This window comes from Hoeflea sp. (assembly GCF_039975035.1).
Taxonomy (GTDB): Bacteria; Pseudomonadota; Alphaproteobacteria; order Rhizobiales; family Rhizobiaceae; genus Hoeflea.
Map to the genome: position 1 here is coordinate 118,466 of NZ_JBDWHW010000163.1, position 22,485 is coordinate 140,950.

Below are 22,485 nucleotides of genomic sequence, written 5' to 3' on the forward strand. Positions count from 1 at the left end.
CGGACGTCAATCAGCCGATTGACTCTCGCCGCGAGTCTGGCGTTAAATGGAACATAACAGGAACAATATGGATTGATCATGAGTCTCTCGAGGCTGCAGACCGCGACGGATATTCTCAATGCGCGCACCCGTGCGCATGAGGCCCAGGCGTACCGGGGGACGATGTCTGACGGCGGACAGCGGTCTGCGCCATTGCCGCTCGGCGCCAGCGCGGTTGATCAGCTTCTCGACGGCGGGCTTGCCTGCGGAGGCTTGCATGAAGTGCGCAGCCCGCTGGCGCGGGACATCGGCGCGGCCACCGGGTTCGCGCTCGGGCTGGCCGCGCGTGCGTCACAGACTGATCGCGGTGGCAGGCAGGGCGTGGTCTGGGTCAGCGATCCCGCCACGCGCGTTGATGGCGGCGGGCTTTTCCCCGCCGGTCTCGCCCAGTACGGGCTTGATCCGACCGGCCTGACGATTGTCGAGCCGGCCTGCTTGCAGGGCGCCATGTGGGCGGCTGACGAGGCGTCGGATTGCAACGGGCTGGCGGCGCTGGTCTTCCAGGTCAAGGGCAATCCGGCGCGCTTCGACATCACCGCGACACGGCGGCTGATGTTGCGGGCGCGCGGCAGCGGGGTGCTGGCGCTGATCCTGCGGCAGAGCGGCGAGGAGGAGGCGAGCGCTGCAGTGACGCGCTGGCGGGTGAACACGGAACTTTCAGGGGCACACGACATCTGTCAACGCGGCGTCGGGGCAATGCGGCTGTCCCTGACGCTGGAACGCAACCGCACCGGACGCACCGGCCAATGGCTTTTAGCCTGGAACCCCAAAGTCAGAAGTTTCGAACATGCCGCACCACACACCAACCCGCCAGCGCATTCTCTCGATCGCTTTCCCGTCTCTGCCGACCGACAGGATCCACCGGGGGAGATGGGGCAAATCCTGGATCGCAGACAGGATTTTGGATACGCATCCTGAGACCCCGCCCGTTGTCGTCACCGATACGCTCAAGAGCGCCATCCGCATTGTTGCGCTGGATGAGTGCGCCCGTGCCCGTGGCGTCCGGCTCAACCAGACCTTGAGCGACGCCCGCGCGCTGGTGCCCGATCTCGATTGCCATCCCGCCGATGGTGCCCGGACCCGGGCACTGGTGTTGAAAATCGCCGGCTGGTGCGAGCGCTACACGCCGCTCGTCGCCCTGGACACCGCCGCGGAGGCCGTATGCGATCATGGCCTGTTCATGGATGTCACCGGCTGCGCCCATCTGCTCGGCGGCGAGGCGGCGCTGATTGCCGATCTCGAGGCCCGGCTGATCGCGCAAGGCTTTCACGTCCGGCTGTGTCTGGCCGATACCCCGGGCGCTGCCTGGGCGATGGCGCGCTACGGATGCGAGCGGATCATTGCCGAAGGCGCCCACGGCGAAGCGCTTCTGCCGCTAAGCCTGAGTGGCTTGCGCCTGCCGTCCGCCATGGTCGCCTCGCTTGGTCGTGTCGGGCTCAAGACCATCGGCTGCATCGCCGGCCTGCCGCGCGCGCCATTGGCCGCCCGCTTCGGCGCAAGACTGATGCAGCGGCTTGATCAGGCGCTTGGCCGCGAGGCGGAGGCCATCTCGCCGATCATGCCGGTGGCGGACCTTTCCACCGAGCGCCGCTTCGCCGAGCCGCTGACCCATCAGGACGAGATCAGCCATGTCATCGCGGCGCTGGCGTCAGGCATCCTCGAGCCGCTTGAACGACGCGGTCTCGGCCTGCGCCATTGCCGGCTCAAACTGTTCCGGGTCGATGGTCATGTCAGCGAACTCAACGTCCAGACGGCGCGGCCGCTGCGCGAGGCGAAGATGATCAGCCGTTTGTTCGAGCAGCGCATCGCCGGCCTGCATGACGATCTCGATGCGGGCTTCGGCTTCGATCTGCTCCGGCTTGATATGGTTCATGCCGATCCGTTCCAGGGCGCACAAGCCGAGATGATGGCGCATCACGCCGGCGAGGCGGGCCATGAGGCCCTGGTCGACCGGCTCGGCGCGCGGCTCGGGCTCGACCGTGTCCAGCGTTTCGTGCTGGTCGACACCCATATCCCCGAGCGCAGCTTTGGCCGGCAGTCCGTTGCCCGGACTGGTGGCCGCACGGCATCCACGCGGAGCGCGACGCTGGCGGCACACTCCGAAGACGGGGTGCCCGACGGGGTCATCACCCGGCCGCTGATCCTGTTTGACCGGCCCGAACTGATGCAGACCATCGCCGAGGTGCCCGATGGCCCGCCGCTCCGCTTTCGCTGGCGCGGCGTCTCCTACGAGGTCGCCCGTTCCGAAGGTCCCGAGCGCATCGCCTGCGAGTGGTGGCGCGACGGGCGCGGTGCCCGCAGCCGCGATTATTTCCGTGTCGAGGACCGTCAGGGCTACCGCTTCTGGCTGTTCCGTCACGGTCTTTACGGGCGCGAGACCAATGACCCCGCCTGGTACATGCACGGGCTCTTCGCATGACCAGCCTTCCGCGCAACAGACCGCCGGCGACGGCGGGGCCGGTCTATGCCGAGCTGGCGGCAACCAGCAATTTCTCTTTCCTGCGCGGTGCATCCCACGCCGAGGAACTGGTGGTGCAGGCCTCAAGGCTTGGCCTCGGCGGGATTGCCATCACCGACCGCAATTCATTGGCTGGCGTCGTGCGCGGCCACATGGCGGCGAAGCAGGCCGGACTTGCCTTCGCGCCCGGCTGCCGGCTGGTGTTCATGGACACGACACCCGACATTCTGGTCTGGCCCGAGGATCGTGCGGCTTACGCTCATCTGTGCGAGTTGTTGACCACCGGAAAACGCCGCGCGCCAAAAGGTGAGTGCCATCTGACGCTCGATGATCTGCTGACCCATGGCGAAGGCCTGCTGATGGCGGTTGTCGTTCCGGCCGGCACGCCAGGAGCCCAGCTTGATTTCGTCCTCGAACGGCTGCGCGACGCCTTCCCCGATCATCTTCATCTTGCCGTGTCGCGGGCCTATGGCTGCGCCGACCAGCATCACATGGCGAGGCTCGCCCGGCTGGCGCATAGGCATGATCTGCCGCTGGTGGCGATCGGCGATGTGCTCTATCACGCGCCCGAGCGGCGTCCGCTGCAGGATGTGCTGACCTGCATCCGCCAGGGCAGGACGCTGGCCACGATTGGCACAAGACTCGAGGCCAATGCCGAACGGCATCTGCGCTCCCATTCTGACATGCTGCACCTGTTCAAGGGCTTCGAGCCAGCCGTTGCGCAAGCGGCCACGCTGTTTCAGCGCATCCGCTTTTCGCTGGATGAATTGCGCTACCAGTATCCCGACGCGCCGATGTTCGCCGAACTCGGCCCTAAACCGCTCCCCGCGCAGGAGGCGCTCGAAAAGCTCACCGCCATCGGCCTCAAGAAGCGCTATCCCGAAGGCGCGCCCAAAAAGGTGCTCAAGGCCATAGCCCATGAAACAAGGCTGATCAAAAAGCTCGAATACGCACCCTATTTCCTCACCGTCTATGACATTGTCCGCTTCGCCCGCTCGCAGAATATTCTGTGTCAGGGACGCGGTTCGGCCGCCAATTCCGCCGTCTGCTATTGTCTCGAGATCACCGAGGTTGATCCCGGCAAGGTTGATCTTCTGTTCGAGCGCTTCATCTCCGAGGAACGCAACGAACCGCCCGACATCGATGTTGATTTCGAGCATGAGCGGCGCGAGGAAGTCATCCAGTACATCTATGCCAAATATGGGCGTGAGCGGGCAGGGCTCGCCGCCACGGTGATCACCTATCGCGCCCGCTCGGCCATTCGCGAGGTCGGCAAGGTGTTCGGCCTTTCCGATGATGCGATCAGTGCCATCTCCGGCACCAAATGGGGCGGCTGGTCGCGCGAGGTCGATGCCGAGGACGCCCGCCGCGCCGGCCTTGATCCGTCCGACAAGCACCTGGCGCAGATGCTCGATCTGGCGTCACAGATCGTTGGCTTCCCGCGCCATCTCTCCCAGCATGTCGGCGGCTTCGTCATCACCCGCGACAAGCTGTCCTCGCTGATCCCGATCGAGAACGCGGCGATGGAGGATCGCACCATTGTCGAGTGGGACAAGGATGATCTCGAAAGCCTCGGCATGCTCAAGATCGACGTGCTGGCGCTCGGCATGCTGACCTGCATCCGCAAGGCGTTCGGCCTGCTGGAGACCCACTACGGCCGCCACGAAACTCTGGCCTCGCTGCCTGACAACGATATTCCGACCTATGACATGATCTGCCGCGCCGACACCATCGGCGTGTTCCAGATCGAAAGCCGGGCGCAGATGTCGATGCTGCCGCGTCTCAAGCCACGCTGCTATTACGATCTGGTTATCGAGGTGGCAATTGTCCGCCCCGGCCCGATCCAGGGCGACATGGTTCATCCCTATCTGCGCCGCCGGCAGGGCAAGGAGGAAGTCTCATTTCCCAAGGAGGAATTGCGAGCAGTGCTCGGCAAGACGCTCGGCGTGCCACTGTTTCAGGAGCAGGCGATGAACATCGCCATCGTCGCCGGCGGCTTTTCGCCGGGCGAGGCGGACAAATTGCGCCGCGCCATGGCCACCTTCCGCCGTGTCGGTACCATCGGCTCGTTCCAGACCAAGATGGTCGAGGGCATGGTCAAAAACGGCTATGAGCGCGACTTCGCCGAGCATTGCTTTCGCCAGATCGAGGGTTTCGGCGAATATGGCTTTCCCGAAAGCCACGCCGCCAGTTTCGCGCTGCTGGTCTATGTTTCCTGCTGGCTCAAATGCCATTACCCGGATGTCTTCTGCGCCGCCATCCTCAACTCCCAGCCGATGGGGTTTTATGCCCCCGCCCAGCTTGTCCGCGACGCGCGCGAACATGGCGTCGAGATCCGCCCTGTCGACATCAATTGCTCCGATTGGGACTCCACACTGGAGCCGGACGCCGATCCGCAGCCGCTGTCAGGCAGACACCGCGATATGAAAGACATCATGAAGCACAGCCACGCGGTGCGGTTGGGGTTGCGCCACGTCAAGGGATTTGGCGAGGCCGAAGCCTTGCAACTCATGCAAAACCGCGACCGCGGCTATGACAGCGTCCGCGATCTGTGGATGCGCTCCGGCCTGCCGCGCCGCGCGATCGAGCAACTGGCCGAGGCCGATTGCTTTCGTTCCATCGGGCTGGATCGCCGCGATGCGCTGTGGGCGGTCAAGGCGCTCGATCCGCTTTCAAGCGCCGAACGGCTGCCTTTGTTTGCCTTGGCTGACACCCAGGATCTGCAAAAGGAACCCGATGTCGACCTGCCGCCGATGCCGCTGGGCGAACAGGTGATCAATGATTACCAGTCGCTGTCGTTTTCGCTCAAGGCGCATCCGATGTCGTTCCTGCGTGAGCGGTTGGCCCGCTCCGGCTGCCGGCCCAATTCCGACTTGCAGCAGATCCGCACCGGCAGGGTGGTCAAGGTCTCCGGCCTCGTGCTGGTCCGGCAACGGCCGGGCTCGGCCAAGGGCGTGGTGTTTGAGACCATCGAGGACGAGACCGGCGTCGCCAACATCATCGTCTGGCCAAAAGTGTTTGAAAAATTCCGCGCCATCGTGCTTGGCAGCCGCTGCGTCGGTGTCCGCGGCAAGCTGCAGAATGAGGAGGGCGTCATTCATGTCGTGGCCGAGTACCTTGAAGATCTCACCCCGATGATGGCGCAGATCTCGGACATGGCGGCTGAGATGGGCGGGCTTGCCAATGCCGACGAGGTGCGCCGCCCGATCGAGGACATGCGCCCGCGCACCAAGCCCGCAGCCCGCATCATCAGGCTGATCCGCGACGCGCCGGAACTGCGTCAGGACTATGAGGAGCTGGCAAGTGCCAGGGCCGCAAGCCGGGCCTTGCCGAAAGGCCGGAATTTTCACTGAGGCCCCGGTCAGCTGCCGTGCTGATCACCAGCTCGCGGCGGAGCCAGCGTACCGCGCTCGATGATCTTTGTCGGGATCTCGATCCTGCGCTCCACCGGTTGCTTGTTGATCAGTTTGATCAGCACCTCTGCCGCGGCCTGGCCCATGCGCCGGTGCGGCACCCGCACGGTGGTCAGTTTCGGATCGACCACGCCGGCCAGATCAATGTCGTCAAAGCCGGTGATCGACACATCGCGCGGCACATTCAGGCCAAGCTCGCGCGCCTTTTGCATCGCGCCCACGGCGATCACGTCATTGCCGCATATCACCACGCTCGGGCGGGGTGTCATCGCCATCAGCCGGGCCATTGCGTCGGCTCCGTCTTCAAATGTGTAGGCGGCTTCGATCACCGGAAGATCGGCTCTGGCAATCCCGGCGGCAGCGGCGGCTGACCGCACGCCTTCGATCCGGTCGGCGGCGCGGTCGTTCATGTGCGAGATGCCGGCGATCATCGCAAGCTGGCGATGCCCGTGGGCGATCACCAGTTCGCACATTTGCCTGGCGGCGCCAAAGTTAACGAAGCCGACGAAATAGCCCTCCTCGCCGCCAATATTCCAGGCTCCGACAAACGGGATGCCGCGGCGAAGCAGGAATTCGGTGCTACTGTCGGGCCGGGCCGAACCGATCAGCAGCAGCCCGTCGGCGCCGCGTCCGGCCAGGGCTTCCATCTGCTGGCGTTCGCGCGCCGGATCGTATCCGCTGCTGGCAACAAGAAGGGTCTTGCCAAAACCGGACAGGGTTTCCTGAAACGACTGAAGCAAGCGCGCGAAAATGGCGTTGTTCATGGTCGGGATGATGGCGCCGACGGTGTTCGTGCGTCGCGACGCCAGGGCGCGACCGCCGAAATCGGGCGTGTATCCCAGCGTTTCGATGGCCAGCATAACCCGTTCGCGCGTCAGCGCGATCACCCGTTCCGGATCATTCAGGCAACGCGAAACCGTCGCCGTCGACACTCCTGCCGCGCGCGCAACGTCATCCAGTGTCGGCTTTCCACGATCGTTCATCGCCCCTCCAGAACACCCTACACAGTTAAATCCGATACGCATGATGTAGGCGCTTGCATATCAACATGTAAGCGCTTACATTGCAATCGTTGAAACCTTGGGAGGGGTCATGACACGAGCGGGAAAACTGGCATTCTGGATGGCGAGCCTGTTTATGGCGTTGTTCACCGTCGATGTGGTGACCGGCGCCTTTTTTCGTGCCGCCTTTCTGTCTGACCTGGCGCAGGCCGTTTTGCTTACGCTCTCCTGTGGTTCCTTTGTCGCCGGCTTGCTTGTTATCGAAGCGAGGGAGAAGGGCGGCGAGACATCACTGATGACTAGGGAGGAGGAAACCCGATGACAGACGATATAATCAAGAATGAATTGGCTTCGGCCGAGAGGCGCAATTTTCTCAAGCTGACCGGTGCGGGCGCGTTTACCGCGGCCATGGTGGTCGGCGCTGCGGGTGTGCTGTGGTCCGATCAGGCCGTAGCGCAGACCGCCAAGGAAGAGAAGGATCGCGAATCCGCCGCTGATCATGTGATGACGCTGGCCACAGAATACGTGATCGGGACTTCTCGCAGCTACCCGATGATGCAGCTCGATGTGAAGGAAAACATCCAGAACGCCTCGAACGGCAAGGTCTATGTCAAGCTCGCCCCGGGCGGACAGCTGGGCATTGGCTCGGCGCTGGCGCAAAAGGTGCAGGGCGGCACGGTCAATGCGGGCCAGTTCTCGCTGTCCAATTTCGCCCCCTTCGCTCCGGCGGTCGATCTGATCAACATGCCTTATTTCTGCGGCGCCAATCAGCGGTTCGTGAACCTTGTGAGTTCGGACATCTGGAAGAAGGAAGTTGATTCGCTGGTCGAGGCGCGCGGCTTCAAGCCGATGTTCTATTTCTGCATTGACCCGCGGGTAATGGCCGTGCGTCAGGGCGGTTCGGCGATCATCACCCCGGCGGACCTTCAAGGGGTCAAGTTCCGTGTGCCGGGGTCGAAGATGCTGCAACAGTTCTATCGCATGGGCGGCGCCAACCCGACGCCGGTGGCCTGGGGCGAAACGCCTTCGGCGATCAAGCAGGGCGTCGCGGATGCGCTCGATCCGGCAGTCGGCGCGCTCTATGCCTTCGGCTTCAAGGATATCCTCAGCCATGTGACCTTTACCCAGGCGGTGCCTGACAGCCAGACTTATGCCTGTAACCTGGAATGGTACAACAGCCTGCCCGGTGACGTGCAGGATGCGATTGCCTGGGCGTCGGAAATGAGCTTCCACCAGAATCTCGCCAAGGTGCCTTCGGCCCGAACCTTCGCCATGGCCGAGATGGCCAAGTCCGGTGTGGAATTCCATTCGCTCACCGACGATCAACTGGCCGAGTGGAAGGATACGGTCGGCTACCAGCGCTCGGAATGGGACGGCTTCAAGACCGAACTGGCCGGGTCGATGGATACCTTCGACAAGCTGGCAGAAGCTGCCGGCACGCGCGGCAAATACTACGTCCACGACGCCTGAGCGTCCTGCAAGGCTCCGCCGCCGGATTGATCCGGGGCGGCGGAGCATTCATCCATCCAATATCTCAGGCGGACGGGCTTGATCCGGCCCAGGCCGCAAGGGGGCATCGTGTCGAAATTTCTAATCGCACTGGACAGGAATGCCGAACGTTGGGCCCTGCTCATGTTCTACGTTCTTCTGGTGGTGACAATGGCAGTCGAGGTGCTGCGTCGCGAAATCTTCGCTTTTTCATCGATCTGGGGCGAAGAGCTGGTGCGTTACGCTTTCATCTATCTGGTCTGGATCGGCGCCGCGGCGGCGGTGCGTGAGCGGGCTCATATCCGCATTGATGTGGTGATGCACTATCTCGGGCCGCGGGCCAAGGCGGCATTGTACATCTTTGGCGATCTGGTGATGTTCGTCGTCGCCATTATCGCGCTTTACTGGTCAATCGAAACGGTGCTGGTCTCGGTGAAATTCGGCTCCGTCAGCGCCGGGCTGCGGGTTTCGATGGTCTGGTTCCTCATGGCGGTGCCGGTGGGCTTTGCGCTCATGCTGTGGCGCCTGACCCAGTCCCTTGCACGCGATCTGCGCAGCTTTCGTGACGGCACGCCCGTCTATGAAGGCGACAAACTGTTTGATTGAGGAATAGATCATGCTTTGGCAAACACTCAATCAGACCGTAGAACTCGGTTGGGATTTCTATGCGCCGGTCATCCTTTTTGTCTCGTTGATTGCTTTGGCCGTGCCGGTCTGGGCTGCCATCGGATCATCGGCGATCCTGATGCTGGTGATGTCCGGAGACATGCCGCTGAGCGCCGTGGGGGAAAGCCTGTTCACCGGGATCGACGCCTTTGCGCTGACCGCCGTGCCGCTGTTCATCCTGACCGGCGATGTGCTGGTACGCACCGGGCTCAGCCGCAAATTCCTTGATGTGGCCGAAGCGCTGACCTGCTGGACCAGGGGCGGATTTGGATCAGCGACGGTGCTGGTCTGCGGCATGTTCTCGGCCATTTCCGGCTCCGACGCGGCAGGAGCCGCAGCTGTCGGGCGGATGACCATCGACCGGCTTGTCGAAAGCGGGTATCCGCGTCCCTATGCCTGTGCGCTGGTCGCCGCCGGCGCCTGCACCGGTATCCTGATCCCGCCCTCCATCGCCTATATCATCATCGGTCTGGTGCTCGGCATTTCCGCATCGACACTGTTTCTGGCAGCTCTCATACCCGGGCTGTGCATTCTTGTCTCGATCCTGATCACCAACATCGTCGTCAACCGCATCTACAAATATGAGGGTGGCGAGCCGATGACGGTCGGTCAATGGGGCTCCAATCTGGGCAAGGCGCTGAAATCGGGCTGGTATGCCTTCATCGTGCCGGGCATCATTTTCTACGGCATTTTCTCCGGACGGCTGACCCCGACCGAGGCCGGCGCCACCGCCGTTGTCGTGACAATCCTGATGGGCTTCTTCCTGCGTACCCTCAGCCTGGCGGATTTCCCGGCCATGTTGCTCAGTTCGGCCAAGGTCAACGGTGTGATCCTGCCGATCATCGCCTTTTCCGCCCCCCTGGCCGAGGCTCTGGCGATCATGGGGGTGCCGCAGGGGTTCGTCGCCGCCGTAACCTCGGTCAGCGACGATCCGAACGTGCTCATCCTGATGATGATCTTCATCCTGATTGCCGCAGGATGCGTCATGGAGACAACGCCCAACATTGTCATCCTGGCGCCGATCCTCAAGCCGCTCGCCGACAATATCGGCATGAACGAGATCCAGTTCTGCGTCATGATGATCACCGCGCTCGGCGTCGGCTTCATCACCCCGCCGCTCGGCCTCAACCTGTTCGTGGTGTCCGGCATCACCGGCGAATCGATCCTGAAAATAGCCTGGCAGGCGATCCCGTTCGTACTCTTCATGTTGCTCGTGGTGTTGGTCATCGCCTTCGTTCCGGCGCTGTCCACCACCTTGCTTCCCGCTATCTATCAATAGGAGGTCCGGGGAATGTCCCGCATCTATCTCAAAAAAGCAGAAAAAACCTCAACGTCCGATTCCGGTTCGGTGCGCGACACGGTTCAGGCCATCCTCGATGAGATCGAGAGCGGTGGCGAACCGGCCGCGCGGCGCTATGCCGAGAAATTTGACCGCTACGCCGGCAACATTGTCGTCACCCGCGACGAGATCGACCGGGCCGCGTCAAGTCTGCCGCAAAAGCTCAAGGACGACATCCGCTTCGCCCATGACAATGTCCGCAAGTTTGCCGTGGCGCAGAAATCGACGCTGAGCGATGTCGAGGTCGAGATCGTGCCCGGGCTTATAGCCGGCCAGAAAACCATCCCGATCGAGGCGGCTGGCTGTTATGTGCCGGGCGGACGCTACAGCCATGTCGCCTCCGCGATCATGACCGTGACCACTGCCAAAGTCGCCGGCTGCAAGCACATCACGGTCTGTTCGCCGCCGCGCCCGGATGTCGGCGTTCATCCGGCCATCCTCTACACCGCCGATATTTGCGGTGCCGACAGCATTCTTGCCCTGGGCGGGGTCCAGGGTGTGGCCTCGATGGCATTCGGACTGTTCGGCGTTCCGGCATCCGGCATCCTGGTCGGGCCGGGCAACCAGTTTGTCGCCGAAGCCAAGCGCATCCTGTTCGGCCGCGTCGGCATCGACATGTTCGCCGGCCCCACCGACAGCCTGATTCTGGCTGACAAGGACGCCGATCCGGAAATCGTCGCCGCCGACCTCGTCGGTCAGGCCGAGCACGGCTACAACTCGCCGGTCTGGCTTGTCACCGACCACAAGCCGCTGGCCGAGGCAGTGATGGGCCGGGTCCCTCAACTGATCGCCGACCTGCCGCAGGTCAATCGGGAGAACGCTGAGGCCGCCTGGCGCGATTTCGCCGAAGTCATTCTGTGCGACGACCGCGAGGAGATGGCGGCAACCTCGGATGATTATGCGCCCGAGCACCTGACCGTGCAGGCCGCCGATCCGGACTGGTGGCTGTCCCGGCTCGGTTGCTACGGCTCGCTGTTTTTGGGTGAGGAAACCACCGTGGCGTTCGGCGACAAGGCCTCGGGAACCAATCATGTGCTGCCGACGTCGGGGGCGGCGCGCTACACCGGCGGTCTGTCGGTGCACAAGTTCATGAAGATCGTCACCTGGCAGCGTGCCACCCGTGAAGGCTCGAAGTCCATCGCCGAGGCCACCGCGCGGATTTCCCGGCTGGAAGGCATGGAAGGCCATGCCCGCACGGCTGATATCCGTCTGCGTAAGTATTTTCCAGGCGAGAACTTCGACCTGTCGGGCACGGATCGGGACATCTGACATGCAGGATTCCGGAATGTTCAGTTTGACTGGTCGTGTCGCGCTTGTCACCGGCGCCAGTTCCGGGCTCGGGCGGGCGGCAGCAAGCTTTCTGGTGAAGGCCGGAGCCCAGGTCGTGGGCCTCGCACGGCGCGGTGATGCGCTCGATCAGTGGCGCAACGAGGCGGGGGGAGAGACCGCGGCGGTTGCCGCGGATCTGGCGGCGGACGCCGATATCGAGACCCTCGCGGCCAGGGCATCCGAACCTTTTGGTGCTCCCGATATCCTCATCAACGCCGCCGGGCTCAATCTGCGTCAACCCGCCGATCAGGTGACGCCGGAGGGCTGGGAGCGCACCATCGCGCTCAATCTCACCATCCCGTTTTTCCTGGCGCAGGCGCTGGTTCCGGCGATGCGGGAAAAGCGCTGGGGCCGGATCATCAATTTCGCTTCGCTGCAATCGCGCCGCGCGTTCACCAATGGCATCGCCTATGGCGCTTCCAAAGGCGGGGTCGAACAACTTACCCGCGCCATGGCGCAAGCCTGGTCGTGCGACGGGATCAATGCCAATGCGTTGGCGCCGGGGTTCTTCCCGACAGAACTGACCGGTCCGGTCTTTTCCGATCCCGCGGTTTCAGCCGCCCACGCAGCATCGACATGCATCGGCCGCAATGGCGAGATGGCCGATCTTGAAGGTCCGCTTTTGTTTCTCGCCTCCGACGCATCGGCCTATGTGACCGGGCAGGTTCTCTATGTCGACGGGGGGTATACCGCCAAATGAAAGCGCTCGTCTACACTGCGCCAAAAACCCTTGCCTGGCGCCAGGAACCCGCACCGATGCTGCCACCGGGCGAATGCCTGGTCAGGGTCGAGGCGGTGGGTATCTGCGGCTCCGACATGCATGCCTATCTCGGCCATGACGAACGCCGCCCCGCGCCGCTGATTCTCGGCCATGAAGCCGCTGGCATCGTCGTTGAAGGTCCGGGGGTTGGGCGGAAGGTCACCGTCAACCCGCTCGCGACCTGCGGCGAGTGCCGGGCCTGCAGGTCGGGACGCAACAATCTGTGCCCCTCGCGCCAGATCCTGTCGATGGCGCCGCGTCAGGGCGCCTTCGCGGAATTCATCGCGATTCCGGCGGAAAACCTGGTCGATATTCCTCCGCATGTCTCTTTCGAACAGGCATGCCTTGCCGAGCCGCTGGCCTGTGGCTGGCATGGCGTGCGGCTGGGCAGCCAGGCCCTGGATCTGCCTTTGGTCGAGGCGCGCTGCCTTGTCATCGGCGGTGGCGCGATCGGTCTGGGCGCGGCGCTGGCGCTCAAGGCGCAAGGTGCTGCCGACGTCACCATCAGCGAAGCCAATCCACGCCGCATCCCGGCGCTGCAATCTGCTGCGGCTTTCACGATTGCAAGCCCCGATGAGATCATGTCGGAAGCTCCGGGCGGTTACGACCTGGTGATCGACGGTGTCGGGTTTTCCGCGACCCGGGCAACCGCCAGCCGCGCCGCGCGGCCCGGCGGTGTGATCGTCCATATCGGTCTGGGCGATGCGTCGGACGGCCTCGACATCCGTCGCATGACGCTGCAGGAAATCAGCTTCATCGGCGCCTACACCTATACGCCGCAGGATTTTCGCGACACAGCGGCAGCGATCTTCGACGGTCGCCTCGGATCACTCGACTGGGCTGATATCCGGCCGATGGAACAGGGGGCTGCGGCATTTTCCGATATTCTCGAGGGGCGGGCCTCCGCTCCGAAGATCATTCTCAAGCCGTGACCAGGATATGCGGCAAGCGCATCGGAGTGCTCGCCCGCAGCCCACATTCATATCGCTTGCATACCACAGATACCCCTGAACAAGACCGTATCGGTCCGCGTGAAACAGCTGATCATGGAAACCAGATCACCCGGACTGCCACGTTGCGGCGTTTGCAGCAGCCACGCGTAAATTTGGAGTTCCAGCCATGATTTCGTTTTCCGGTATGCGGGCACGCGCGCAAACCCTGTTTCCGGGCTTGATGCTGGCCGTGACCATCGCGGCGGCAGCGAAGTTCCTGTCCGAGCATTATTCGGCGCCGGTGATGCTGTTTGCGCTGCTGATCGGGATGGCGTTCAATTTCATGGCCGATCAGGAGCGCACCGGCCCGGGTGTCGTCTTTGCCTCCAAGACGTTGCTGCGGCTTGGTATCGTGCTTCTGGGTGCGCGCATCACCCTGGGCGATATCGCCGGTATCGGCACCTCCGGACTGGTCACGGTCGCGGGTCTGATGGCCCTGACCATCGGCTTCGGTTTCATCTGTGCCAGGCTGTTTTCGCGCGGCTGGCGCTTTGCGATCCTGACCGGCGGCGCGGTTGCGATCTGTGGAGCCTCGGCGGCGTTGGCGCTTGCCGCTGTGATCCCGGCCAATGACAAGACCGAACGCAATGTTTTGTTCACGGTGGTTGCCGTCACCACGCTGTCGACCGTCGCCATGATCATCTATCCGGTGCTGTTTGCCCTGGCGGGGCTCAACGATGCGCAAAGCGGGTTTCTGATCGGCGCCACGGTGCATGACGTTGCCCAGGTGGTCGGCGCCGGCTACTCGATCTCGACGGAAGCCGGAGACATGGCGACCATCGTCAAGTTGCTGCGTGTCACGCTTCTGCCGGTGGTGCTGATCATTCTGGCGCTTGCCCTGGCCCGCCGGGAAAGCGGGTTTTCGCAAGTCCGGCTGCCGCTCTTTGTGGTCGGTTTCGGTGCTGTGACGCTCGCCAACAGTGCCGGGCTGATCCCGGCAGCCACGGCGGCCATCCTGGTTGATGCTTCCTCATGGCTGCTGGTGATCGCCATCTCAGCGCTGGGCGTGCGCACCAACATGAAAGCCATGCTTGATCTCGGGTGGCGGCATGTGGCTGTTATCGTTCTGGAAACCGTGTTTCTGCTGGCGCTCGCCTGGGGTGCGGTTTCGACCGGAATGGCCGGAATTTGATGGGTGATACGGGCATCGTAATCCGATTTTCAGGCCCTGAAATCATCAAATATTTCGATGAATTGATAGCGCTCAAGTCATGGTTCCTCCCGGAATTGCGGGCTTTTGGGTCTCGCCCGCGCGCAACCGCCAGGCTCCCGGCATGCCGGGTCCGGATGGTTGCTTGACAGGCCCATGGGGCTGTGACCTGATTGTCGCTTCTGCAGTGCGACAGGGGAAAATGTCCCGCGGCTGCAAGCATGACTTCGGGAACAACTTAACTGGGAGCTTTTATTGTGAAGCACGTTCAGAAATTCGTGGCCGTGGCACTGATGTGCACCGCCGCCGCATTTATTCCGTTCAAGGCGCTGGCCGAAACACCGGCCGATACGCTGATTCAGGCCTGGGCCATTGACGACATCATTTCACTGGATCCGGCGGAGGTGTTCGAGTTCACCGCTTCGGAATTGCTCGGCAATACCTATCAGGGCCTGATCGGCTACGACGTCAAGGATGTGTCGAAGATCTTTGGCGTCATCGCTGAAAAATGGGAAATCTCCGACGACGGCAAGACCTTCACCTTCACCATCCGTCCGGGCATGAAATTCGCCTCCGGCAACCCGATCACCGCCGAGGATGCCGTCTACACGCTGCAGCGCGTTGTCAAGCTCGACAAGTCGCCGGCCTTCATCCTGACCCAGTTCGGCTTCAACGCCGACAATGTCGACGCCAAGATCCGCAAGACCGGTGACATGACGTTCGAATTCGAGATGGACAACAACTATGCGCCCACACTGGTGCTCTATTGCCTGACCGCAACCGTCGGCTTCATCGTCGACAGCGAACTGGTCAAGAGCCACGAGGTCGATGGCGATTTTGGTTACAACTGGCTCAAGACCAGTTACGCCGGTTCGGGCGCCTTCTCGATCCGCGAATGGCGCGCCAATGAAGTGGTCGCCATGGATCGCAACGACAATTATTCCGGCGATCCGGCGCCGATGGCGCATGCCATCTACCGCCACATTCCCGAGGCATCCACCGAACGTCTGTTGCTCGAAAAGGGTGACATCGACATTGCCCGCAAGCTCGGTCCGGACGAAATCGCGGCCGTCTCCGGCAACCCCGACATTGCCATCGACAAGGGCGTCAAGGGATCGATCTACTATCTCGGCCTCAACCAGAAGAACGAATATCTGGCCAAGCCCGAAGTTCGCCAGGCGCTCAAATATCTGGTCGACTATGACGCGATCGCCGACACCATCATGAAGGGCATGGTCATCAAGCACCAGGCCTTCCTGCCGCGCGGTTTCCTCGGTGCGCTCGAAGACACGCCGTTCTCGCTCAATGTCGAGAAGGCCAAGGAACTGCTGACCCAGGCCGGCCTGCCGGACGGCTTCTCGGTCACCATGGATACCCGCAACACGCCCGACATCACGGCGATGGCGCAGGCCATGCAGCAGACATTCGCCGAAGCAGGCATCAACCTGGAAATCATTCCCGGCGATGGCGGCCAGACACTGACCAAATACCGCGCCCGCACCCACGACATCTATATCGGCCGCTGGGGTCCCGATTACCAGGATCCGCACACCAACGCCGATACATTCGCGCGCAACCCGGACAATTCCGACGATGCAAAGTCCAAGCCGCTGGCATGGCGCAACGCATGGGACATTCCGGAAATGACCAAGAAAGCCGATGCCGCGGTGCTGGAATCCGATGCTGACAAGCGTGCGGCTATGTATGTCGAACTGCAGAAGGAATCGCAGGAGACCTCGCCCTTCGTCATCATGTTCCAGGAAATCGAGGTCATAGCGCGCCGCAAGAACGTCGAAGGCTTCATCGTCGGACCGTCGTTCAATGACAACTCGTTCAAGGCAGTAACAAAGTAAGTGACTGACATCACCATTCAATCGGAAGGGCGCGCGAGCGCCCTTCCGGGCTGGCTGTTCAAGCTCGGCAAATTGATGACGACCGTGGCCGTGACCCTGTTCGGCCTGCTGCTGGTCACTTTCCTGATCAGCCGCGTGGTGCCTGTTGACCCGGTCCTGTCCGTGGTCGGCGACCGCGCCTCGCCCTCGACCTATCAGAAGGTCTATCTTGAGCTCGGGCTCGACCGCCCGCTCTATGAGCAATTCTTTCTGTATGCCAGCAAGGCCGTCACCGGTGATTTCGGCGAAAGCCTGCTGACCAAGAAACCGATCATCTCCGACCTTGCCCGCGCCTTTCCCGCGACGCTCGAGCTTGCCACCGTCGGCATCATCATTGGCACCCTGCTCGGCATACCCGCCGGCGTTTGGGCCGCCGTGCGCCAGGGCAGGCTGATCGACCAGGTGGTGCGGATCTTCGGCCTGGTCGGCTATTCGGCGCCGATCTTCTGGCTCGGGCTGATGGGTCTGCTGATCTTCTATGCCAAATGGGGAATTGTCGCCGGCCCCGGCCGGATCGACATATCCTATGAATATTCCTTCACGTCCAAGACCGGGCTGATGCTGCTCGACACCGCCATGCAGGGCCAGTGGGCGGCCTTTCGCAACGTGCTCTCGCACATTGCCCTGCCGGCCGGCCTGCTCGGCTATCTGTCGATGGCCTATATCGCGCGGATGACGCGCAGCTTCATGCTCAACGAACTGGCGCAGGAATACATCGTCACCGCGCGGGTCAAGGGCGTCGCCGAATGGCGCATCATCTGGGTGCATGCGCTCAGGAATGCCGCCGTGCCGCTGGTCACCGTGATTGCGCTGTCCTATGCCAATCTGCTCGAAGGCTCGGTGCTGACCGAAACCGTGTTCGCCTGGCCCGGGCTCGGCCAGTATCTGACCAATTCGCTGCAAAATGCCGACATGAACGCGGTGCTGGGTGGAACATTGCTCATCGGGATCGTCTTCGTGGCGCTCAACATCTTTTCGGATCTGCTCTACACGCTGCTCGATCCGCGCGTGAGGAGGCAGCTGTGACATCGCTCGACACACACCCGGCAAAGCCCGGGCTCAGACAATGGCTGCTCAGCGAGCAGCCGGCCTCGCGCCGCCAGGCCCGGTTCGGCCAGGTCTACCGCAGCTGGCTGGCCTTCCGCTCCAACCGGCTCGGCATGCTCGGGCTCGGCATCGTCGTGATGCTGGTGCTGATGGCGCTGTTTGCCGGGGTGATTGCGCCCTATGATCCGCTGACCGGCGGCGACCTGCGCACCGAGCGGCTGCTGCCACCCTCCTGGGACCATCTGATGGGCACCGACGATCTGGCGCGCGACATCTTTTCGCGCATCGTCCACGGCTCGCGGGTGACATTGCTGGTGGTGGCGCTGGTTGCCGCCATCGCCACACCTGTGGGGCTGCTGGTCGGCACCACGGCGGGCTATTTCGGCGGATGGGTCGACATCGCGCTGATGCGCATCACCGATATCTTCCTCGCGTTCCCGCGGCTGATCCTGGCGCTGGCCTTTGTCGCGGCACTGGGGCCAGGCATCGAAAACGCCATCATCGCCATCGCCATCACCTCCTGGCCGCCCTATGCACGTCTGGCCCGCGCAGAAACCCTGACCATCCGCAGCGCCGAGCACATCGACGCGATCCGGCTGCAAGGAGCGTCATCGCCGCGGATCATCTGGGGTCACGTCGTGCCGCTGTGCCTGTCGTCGGTGATCATCCGGGTGACGCTGGATATGGCGGGCATTATCCTGACCGCCGCCGGTCTCGGGTTTCTGGGCCTCGGCGCGCAGCCGCCGCAGCCGGAATGGGGCGCGATGATCGCCGCCGGCCGCCGCTTCCTCATCGATTTCTGGTGGGTTGCCACCATGCCCGGCATCGCCATCTTCATCGTTTCCCTGGGGTTCAATTTCCTTGGCGACGGACTGCGCGATGTGCTTGATCCGAAGGCCCAGCAATGAGCCCGCTTCTGAGCGTCGAGAACCTGCGCATTTCATTTCCGTCCCGGCAGGGCCCGGTCGAGGTGGTGCGCGGCGTGTCGTTTCATCTTGGCCGCGAGCGGCTCGGCATCGTCGGCGAGAGTGGATCGGGCAAGTCGCAGACCGGACGCGCCATTCTGGGCCTGACACCGGCTTCAGGCACAGTGACATCCGACAGGCTTGAGTTTGACGGCATCGATCTTCGCCAGGCGACGCCGGCGAAATGGCGCAGCCTGCGCGGGGCGCGGATGTCGATGGTGATGCAGGATCCCAAATTCTCGCTCAATCCGGTCATGACCATCGGCAAGCAACTGATGGAAGCGGTCAAGTTGCACGGTGGAAAATCCGAAGCCCGCGACAAGTCGCTGGCCATGCTCGAGGCGGTGCAGATCCGCGATCCGGAACGGGTGATGGCAGCTTATCCGCATGAGCTCTCCGGCGGCATGGGCCAGCGCGCCATGATCGCCATGATGCTGGTCACCGAGCCCGACCTCTTGATTGCCGATGAACCGACCTCGGCGCTCGATGTCACCGTGCAGATCGAGGTCTTGCGCATTCTCGACCGGCTGGTCAGCGAGCGCGGCATGGGCCTGATTTTCATCAGTCACGATCTGGAACTGGTCTCGACCTTCTGCGACCGGGTGCTGGTGATGTATGCGGGCCGGGTGGTGGAAAAGCTTGATGCAAGCAGAATGAGTGAAGCCACGCACCCCTACACAAGGGGTCTGCTCGGCTGTCTGCCGAAAATTGTTGGCGATGTCCGCCCGCTGCCGGTGCTGGAGCGCGATGACGCATGGCTGGAGTAGAAAGCTTGATGGCGCTGATCGACATTGAAGAGCTTGAAGTCACGTTCGGATCGGCCGGCCGCACCGTGCGCGCGCTGCGCGGGGTTTCGCTGTCTGTCGAAGAAGGCGAGAGCTTCGGCATTGTCGGCGAAAGCGGCTCCGGCAAATCCACGGTTCTGCGGGCGCTTTGCGGCCTGGCGCCGGTCACCGGCGGCCGCATTCTCATTGACGGCGTACCGGTGGCCACGCCGCGCAATCCGGGTTTTTACCGTCGGGTCCAGATGGTATTCCAGGACCCTTACGCCTCGCTGCATCCGCGCCACACCATCGACAGGGTGCTGTCCGAACCGCTCGCCATTCACGGCTTCGACCGGCGCGAAGCCCGTGTCGAACAGGCGCTCGACGAGGTCGGGCTCGGCAGAGGTTTCCGCTTCCGCTATCCGCATCAACTCTCCGGCGGCCAGCGCCAGCGCGTCGCTGTCGCCCGGGCGCTGATTCTCGAGCCGAAGGTGATCCTGCTTGACGAACCGACCTCCGCGCTTGATGCCTCGATCCAGGCCGAAGTGCTCAACCTGCTCGACCGGCTGCGCGACGAGCGCGGCCTGACCTATGTGCTGGTCAGCCATGACCTTGCCGTGGTCTCGCACATGTGCGAGCGGCTGATTGTGATGCAGGGCGGCCAGGTGGTCGAGGAACTGACCCGCGAACAGTTGCAGGCCCATGCCACCACCCAGGACTACACACGCAATCTGCTGACCGCGAGCGAGGGCTTTACCCGAACCACGGCCTCATTATCCTGAAGCACAGGTCTTCACCGCATCGGGTTTGAAGACCGGATCACGCGCGACATGAAGGAACACCCCTTGGCCGACACTCCATTCCTCGACGGACACAATGATTTTCTGCTTCGCCTGCTGCGCGCGCCCGCGGCGCGGGAGCAGACCTGGCTCAAGGGCGACGGCACCGGTCATCTCGATCTGCCGCGGATGCGGGATGCAGGCTTTGCCGGCGGCTTTTTCGCGATCTATGTTTCGTCGCCGCACGAGGCGGACGAGCCCGACTACCAGGCAATGATGGACAGCCCGCCCTACGATCTGCCGCTGCCGGCGCTGATGAGCGCCGAGCAGACCCAGTCCACTGCGCTGCAGATGGCCGGCCACCTGATGTGGATGGAGCGGGCCTCGCAAGGCGCGCTGAAAATCTGCCGCACCGCCGCAGAGCTCCGCGCCTGCCTGGAGGCCGGAACCATTGCCGCGGTCATGCACATGGAGGGCGCCGAGGCGATCGGCCCCGACCTCGATGCGCTCTACGCCTTCCACGCCATGGGGCTGCGCTCGCTCGGCCCGGTGTGGAGCAGGCCGACCGTGTTCGGTCACGGCGTGCCGTTCCGCTTCCCCGGCGATCCCGACACCGGGCCGGGACTGACCGATGCCGGCAAGGACCTGGTCCGGGCCTGCAACGAGCTCAAGATCATGATCGACCTGTCGCATCTCAACGAAAAGGGCTTCAATGATGTCGCAAGCCTTTCGGATGCGCCGCTGGTCGCCACCCATTCCAACGCCCATGCGGTGACGCCATCGACCCGCAACCTGACCGACCGGCAGCTTGCGATGATCCGCGAGAGCGGCGGCATGGTCGGCCTCAACTACGCCACGGTGTTCCTGCGCGAGGATGGCCGCAAATCGACCGATTGCGGCTGGGATCCGGTGATGCGCCATCTCGATCATCTGCTCGACAAGCTCGGCGAAGACCATCTGGGCTTCGGCTCCGACTTCGACGGCGCCGACATCCCCGACGTCATCGCTGATGTCACCGGCGTTCCGGCGCTGATCAATCAGATGCGCGAGCACCAGTATGGCGAGGACCTGATCGCAAAGATCGCCCGCAACAACTGGGTCTCGCTGTTGGAACGGACCTGGGGGGAGTGAACCGCAAAACCGCCGCACTTCAGGACGTATCAAGTGGGTGTAGCGCGTCAAGCGCCAATCCGTGGCAGCGGCTGAGCACCTCGTCGACCGGCTGAGACGGCCCCTTGCGATGGCCGGGCGGAGATCCCGGCCGCATCGGCGACAAACGCCCGCGTTGGCCCTGGCGCAAGTCGCGCCGCGCCCGCCAGCGGGCCAGCCGCAGCGCCTGTCCGGGCAGATCGTCAAGCGCGCTGTCGAGAGCTGTAAGACGGCGGCAAAGCCGTGTTGCGCCGACGGGATCGTCAGGAGAGAGAGGGCTGCGCGCAGGCAGGGCAGGTGCAGCGCCGCCGTCAAGATTGAAGACAATTCGCGGAACCCATTGCGACGGACCCTGCCGGGTGGCGCCGAACCGCTTCAGCGGGTCAAACAGGATAAAACACGCGGCGGGTTCCTTACCCTCCCCGGTTTGGGCGACGCTGCCGACATCACGAGCGCGCCTGAGGTCCTCGGCTCCGGCCACATGGCCGCGCAGAAAGATGCCGGTCGGGGAGGTGCGCGCCGGAACCCGGGTCCGCGCGATGCGGTCCCGCTCGGCCGCCGACAGCACGACGACCAGATCGCGCGCGGCGATGATGATCAGCCGCCGCAAGGCCGATTCAGCGGGTCTGAGAACAGTAAGCGCGGCGCAATAGAGATGCCGCGGCAGGGTGGAGGGCACAGCGCCGCCGGTGAGCCCGGCAAGCGCGAGCAACGAAGCCACAATGCGCCTCAGGGCCAGGCTGTTGCGCTCGATCGCCAGATTCCAGTCCATCGTACGGGCCGCCGTTGCCTGTGAAACAAGTTCCAAGCATGGGCCAGGATTGCGAAACGTGGAAAACATGCGGGCCAGACAGGCCGGGGTGGTTGCGGAAAAACTCGTGAACTCAACGGCTTGGCGTCAAATGCCTGTCGGATTTTTCAAGTTATGGTGGTGTTTTTGTCCACCTAAATCGGGGAAGCAGACCCCTCATCCGTCTCCGGGCGTTCACGGAACGCCCGGATCCACCTTCTCCCGCAAGGGGAGAAGGGAGGAGGGTGGGGACCGGACAGGTGGTTTACACGCTGATATTGAGAGCAGGGCCGGGGACGGTATGGATTGCCGGCAATATCGTTCATCAGTATCCGTGATGCCAACAGCGGAACCTTGCAATTTCAACGGGTCGTAGAGACATGACCCCCTCATCCGTCTCCGGGCGTTCACGGAACGCCCGGATCCACCTTCTCCCGCAAGGGGAGAAGGGAGGAGGGTGGGGA

Annotated in this window: 19 protein-coding genes; 17 read left to right on the top strand and 2 right to left on the bottom strand. The window is 63.1% G+C overall.

Annotated features, from left to right (window positions below):
- The first annotated feature begins 78 nt into the window (after window positions 1-78).
- From ABJN75_RS14880 to ABJN75_RS14890, 3 genes are read left to right on the top strand one after another with little or no spacing between them, the layout of a single operon-like run.
- Window positions 79-957, top strand: a complete 879-nt coding sequence (locus ABJN75_RS14880; protein ID WP_348440358.1) for a hypothetical protein — start codon at window positions 79-81, stop codon at window positions 955-957.
- Window positions 941-2,458: a DNA polymerase Y family protein gene (locus tag ABJN75_RS14885; protein WP_348440359.1), complete on the top strand. Its 1,518-nt coding sequence runs from the start codon at window positions 941-943 to the stop codon at window positions 2,456-2,458. The genes ABJN75_RS14880 and ABJN75_RS14885 overlap by 17 nt, the downstream gene beginning before the upstream one ends.
- A complete protein-coding gene (locus ABJN75_RS14890) occupies window positions 2,455-5,850 on the top strand; it encodes an error-prone DNA polymerase (protein ID WP_348440360.1) in 3,396 nt (1,131 codons plus the stop codon). The genes ABJN75_RS14885 and ABJN75_RS14890 overlap by 4 nt, the downstream gene beginning before the upstream one ends.
- Window positions 5,851-5,858: 8 nt before the next feature.
- Here the strand turns inward: ABJN75_RS14890 and ABJN75_RS14895 are convergent, their stop codons facing one another.
- Window positions 5,859-6,893, bottom strand: a complete 1,035-nt coding sequence (locus tag ABJN75_RS14895) for a LacI family DNA-binding transcriptional regulator (protein WP_348440361.1) — start codon at window positions 6,891-6,893, stop codon at window positions 5,859-5,861.
- 109 nt (window positions 6,894-7,002) lie between these two features.
- On the opposite strand from ABJN75_RS14895, the gene ABJN75_RS14900 reads away from it, so the two are divergent.
- From ABJN75_RS14900 to ABJN75_RS14965, 14 genes are all read left to right on the top strand, one after another.
- Window positions 7,003-7,233, top strand: coding sequence for a hypothetical protein (locus ABJN75_RS14900; RefSeq protein ID WP_348440362.1), 231 nt, complete (start codon window positions 7,003-7,005; stop codon window positions 7,231-7,233).
- Window positions 7,230-8,381 carry a TRAP transporter substrate-binding protein gene (locus ABJN75_RS14905; protein ID WP_348440363.1) on the top strand — a complete coding sequence of 384 codons (1,152 nt, stop codon included), beginning with the start codon at window positions 7,230-7,232 and terminating at the stop codon, window positions 8,379-8,381. The genes ABJN75_RS14900 and ABJN75_RS14905 overlap by 4 nt, the downstream gene beginning before the upstream one ends.
- A 108-nt stretch (window positions 8,382-8,489) precedes the next feature.
- Entirely contained in the window at window positions 8,490-9,005 is a 516-nt protein-coding gene (locus ABJN75_RS14910; protein ID WP_348440364.1) for a TRAP transporter small permease, read from the top strand.
- 10 nt (window positions 9,006-9,015) lie between these two features.
- Complete coding sequence (locus ABJN75_RS14915; protein WP_348440365.1) at window positions 9,016-10,344, top strand: TRAP transporter large permease; 1,329 nt, start codon at window positions 9,016-9,018, stop codon at window positions 10,342-10,344.
- Window positions 10,345-10,356: 12 nt separating this feature from the next.
- Window positions 10,357-11,673: a histidinol dehydrogenase gene (gene hisD, locus ABJN75_RS14920; RefSeq protein WP_348440366.1), complete on the top strand. Its 1,317-nt coding sequence runs from the start codon at window positions 10,357-10,359 to the stop codon at window positions 11,671-11,673.
- 16 nt (window positions 11,674-11,689) lie between these two features.
- On the top strand, window positions 11,690-12,433 hold the full coding sequence (locus tag ABJN75_RS14925; RefSeq protein ID WP_348440367.1) for an SDR family oxidoreductase: 744 nt from the start codon (window positions 11,690-11,692) through the stop codon (window positions 12,431-12,433).
- The gene (locus tag ABJN75_RS14930; protein ID WP_348440368.1) at window positions 12,430-13,425 is read left to right on the top strand and encodes an alcohol dehydrogenase catalytic domain-containing protein; all 996 of its coding nucleotides are present in this window, start codon (window positions 12,430-12,432) and stop codon (window positions 13,423-13,425) included. The genes ABJN75_RS14925 and ABJN75_RS14930 overlap by 4 nt, the downstream gene beginning before the upstream one ends.
- Before the next feature lie 187 nt (window positions 13,426-13,612).
- On the top strand, window positions 13,613-14,617 hold the full coding sequence (locus tag ABJN75_RS14935) for a putative sulfate exporter family transporter (protein WP_348440369.1): 1,005 nt from the start codon (window positions 13,613-13,615) through the stop codon (window positions 14,615-14,617).
- A gap of 275 nt (window positions 14,618-14,892) precedes the next feature.
- Window positions 14,893-16,488 carry an ABC transporter substrate-binding protein gene (locus tag ABJN75_RS14940; protein WP_348440370.1) on the top strand — a complete coding sequence of 532 codons (1,596 nt, stop codon included), beginning with the start codon at window positions 14,893-14,895 and terminating at the stop codon, window positions 16,486-16,488.
- A gap of 75 nt (window positions 16,489-16,563) precedes the next feature.
- Entirely contained in the window at window positions 16,564-17,553 is a 990-nt protein-coding gene (locus tag ABJN75_RS14945; protein ID WP_348440382.1) for an ABC transporter permease, read from the top strand.
- Window positions 17,550-18,482, top strand: coding sequence for an ABC transporter permease (locus ABJN75_RS14950; protein WP_348440371.1), 933 nt, complete (start codon window positions 17,550-17,552; stop codon window positions 18,480-18,482). Before ABJN75_RS14945 ends, ABJN75_RS14950 begins: the two co-directional genes overlap by 4 nt.
- Complete coding sequence (locus tag ABJN75_RS14955) at window positions 18,479-19,306, top strand: ABC transporter ATP-binding protein (protein ID WP_348440372.1); 828 nt, start codon at window positions 18,479-18,481, stop codon at window positions 19,304-19,306. The genes ABJN75_RS14950 and ABJN75_RS14955 overlap by 4 nt, the downstream gene beginning before the upstream one ends.
- Complete coding sequence (locus ABJN75_RS14960; RefSeq protein WP_348440373.1) at window positions 19,294-20,085, top strand: ABC transporter ATP-binding protein; 792 nt, start codon at window positions 19,294-19,296, stop codon at window positions 20,083-20,085. Before ABJN75_RS14955 ends, ABJN75_RS14960 begins: the two co-directional genes overlap by 13 nt.
- A 63-nt stretch (window positions 20,086-20,148) precedes the next feature.
- Window positions 20,149-21,213, top strand: coding sequence for a dipeptidase (locus ABJN75_RS14965; RefSeq protein WP_348440374.1), 1,065 nt, complete (start codon window positions 20,149-20,151; stop codon window positions 21,211-21,213).
- A gap of 19 nt (window positions 21,214-21,232) precedes the next feature.
- Here ABJN75_RS14965 and ABJN75_RS14970 read toward each other — a convergent pair whose 3' ends face one another.
- A complete protein-coding gene (locus ABJN75_RS14970) occupies window positions 21,233-22,003 on the bottom strand; it encodes a hypothetical protein (RefSeq protein WP_348440375.1) in 771 nt (256 codons plus the stop codon).
- Window positions 22,004-22,485: the final 482 nt, after the last annotated feature.